This is a genomic window from uncultured Psychrobacillus sp. (assembly GCF_938022135.1).
GTDB lineage: Bacteria > Bacillota > Bacilli > Bacillales_A > Planococcaceae > Psychrobacillus.
In genome coordinates this window covers 1-1,783 of the sequence record NZ_CALIED010000064.1, presented here as the reverse complement: position 1 = coordinate 1,783, position 1,783 = coordinate 1, and the positions used below count along the sequence as shown (strand labels likewise).

Annotated in this window: 2 protein-coding genes; both read right to left on the bottom strand. The window is 37.9% G+C overall.

Translation table 11 applies throughout. The annotated features are described in order from the left end of the window. A partial coding sequence (locus Q0371_RS12170; protein WP_298471455.1) for an LXG domain-containing protein occupies positions 1-668 on the bottom strand: 668 nt, incomplete at its 3' end. Positions 669-1,018: 350 nt separating this feature from the next. After that, positions 1,019-1,645, bottom strand: coding sequence for a CoA pyrophosphatase (locus tag Q0371_RS12165; protein WP_298471452.1), 627 nt, complete (start codon positions 1,643-1,645; stop codon positions 1,019-1,021). Positions 1,646-1,783: the final 138 nt, after the last annotated feature.

Sequence of the window (1,783 nt, the reverse complement as noted above, 5' to 3'; positions counted from 1 at the left end):
GGGAATAGCTCTGTCCGAATCTCGCTTCCAAACGTAATTGCATTCCACTGACTCGGCTGGAAAGTAATGTCCTTTACCCCTGATGTAAACATTCCCTCCATATCCACAAGCCAATTGCCCATCGTTTGAATATCTGCTTCGACTGTGGTTAGTGATGTGGTTTGAGAGCTATCGAATTCATGCAGCTGTAAAACCGTGTCGTCACGTTTCTTTTTAGAATTTTGAACTCCTTCTTGTACTTCACTATCATTAAGATGAGGTAGCGCAACGATATCACTTACTGTATCCATGATACTGTTTGCTTCGTTTGTAAGTCTTTCCGTTATGTTGGCAATCAGCGTCAGTCCCTGTTCCAACTCTCCCTCTAAGAATTGCTCAAGGATATACCCTGCCGTATCTGGTTCTAACGACAAAAGAGCAGCTTCAATTTGTTGGAGCTTTTGCTTGTAACTATCGGAGAAAACAAGGAAAAAATGAAGGAAAGGTAAATGAACATCCGAGTAAAAACCTCGGATTGCACTACCTCCTGCCCCTTTCAATACCTCCTCCATTGCCACTAGTTCTTTAACTGTGTTTTGAATATTGCCCACTTCATTTTGCAAACGTTCCAACATAGCTATATTACGTTGCAATCCATCTTGAAGTAAGTCTACGTCTAGTATTTTCATAGGCATACCCTCATTGAATCGGGTACAATGAAGCATTTCCAATTTTCTTTATTATACAATATTCCCCACCAGATAGACATAATTTCTCCTCCTCTAGCAATCTTCCATTATCTATAATATTCCATTTTTTATATAGAAAGGTAAAGAGAAGTCTAGTATTTAGCACTAAAATGATTCAGAAGAAACAAGGCAAGTTTTACAGAAATAAGCATTTAGAATTAAAGAGATATAGTATTTTGGAATTATTACTACAAAAATAAAAAGACCCTCTAATAGATAGAGAATCTTCTTTTTGAAATACTATTTAAATCTTGGAACGCTTCGTGATAGAAACTATTTAAGTTTATTGCTTATCTATTGATACTTCTGATCGTTTCCATAAAATGCTTTAACACTCGTGCAGTTAATCCCCAAATAGTATAGTTTTTATAATCATAAAACCATTCCTCAATATCTCTAGGTCTCCATTGATATTTGTCCCCATTAAATATCTTTTCATAAGGAAAGTCCATCGGTGGCATAGGTTGAACAGAGACAGTGTGCATATAAGGCTCATAGTCTAAGAGCCAGCTAATTGGTATGGTAAATACTTCTTCAACCTCTTGTTTGTTGAAACTTTCGATTTGGTGATGATCAATAGTGGCCACGAATGGATAGACCACGAAAGATGAAGAAGCAATATAAGGACTCAATTGACCAATAACTTTTATAGATGTCGGGTCTATTCCTAACTCTTCATGTGTCTCTCTTATTGCAGCTTCCAATGGAGAGGCATCTGTAGTATCAATACGACCACCTGGAAAACTGATATCTCCGGGCTGTTTTCGCATCGTTAAGGACCGCACTTCAAACAACATATGCCATTCTCCTTCCACTTGCACAAGTGGAAGCATAATAGCTGAGCGCAGAGCTGTATCCTCTCCAATAAATAGTGGCTGGCTATGCTGTAATTTTTTTGTTAGATCCTCTAAGAACATAGAATCCCCCTTGCCTTATTTATATATATATTACTAGAGTACCATGAATACTGTTTCGTTTAAAATAAATGGACAGCAAAACAAAAAAGCCGCCACCGATTACTCGGTGACGACTTTCTTTGGTGCCCAGCGACGTCC

What these genes read in the sequence shown, in the direction of transcription:
- Q0371_RS12165 (WP_298471452.1), bottom strand. Translation starts at nt 1,645, where the DNA reads ATGTTCTTAGAGGATCTAACAAAAAAATTACAGCATAGCCAGCCACTA.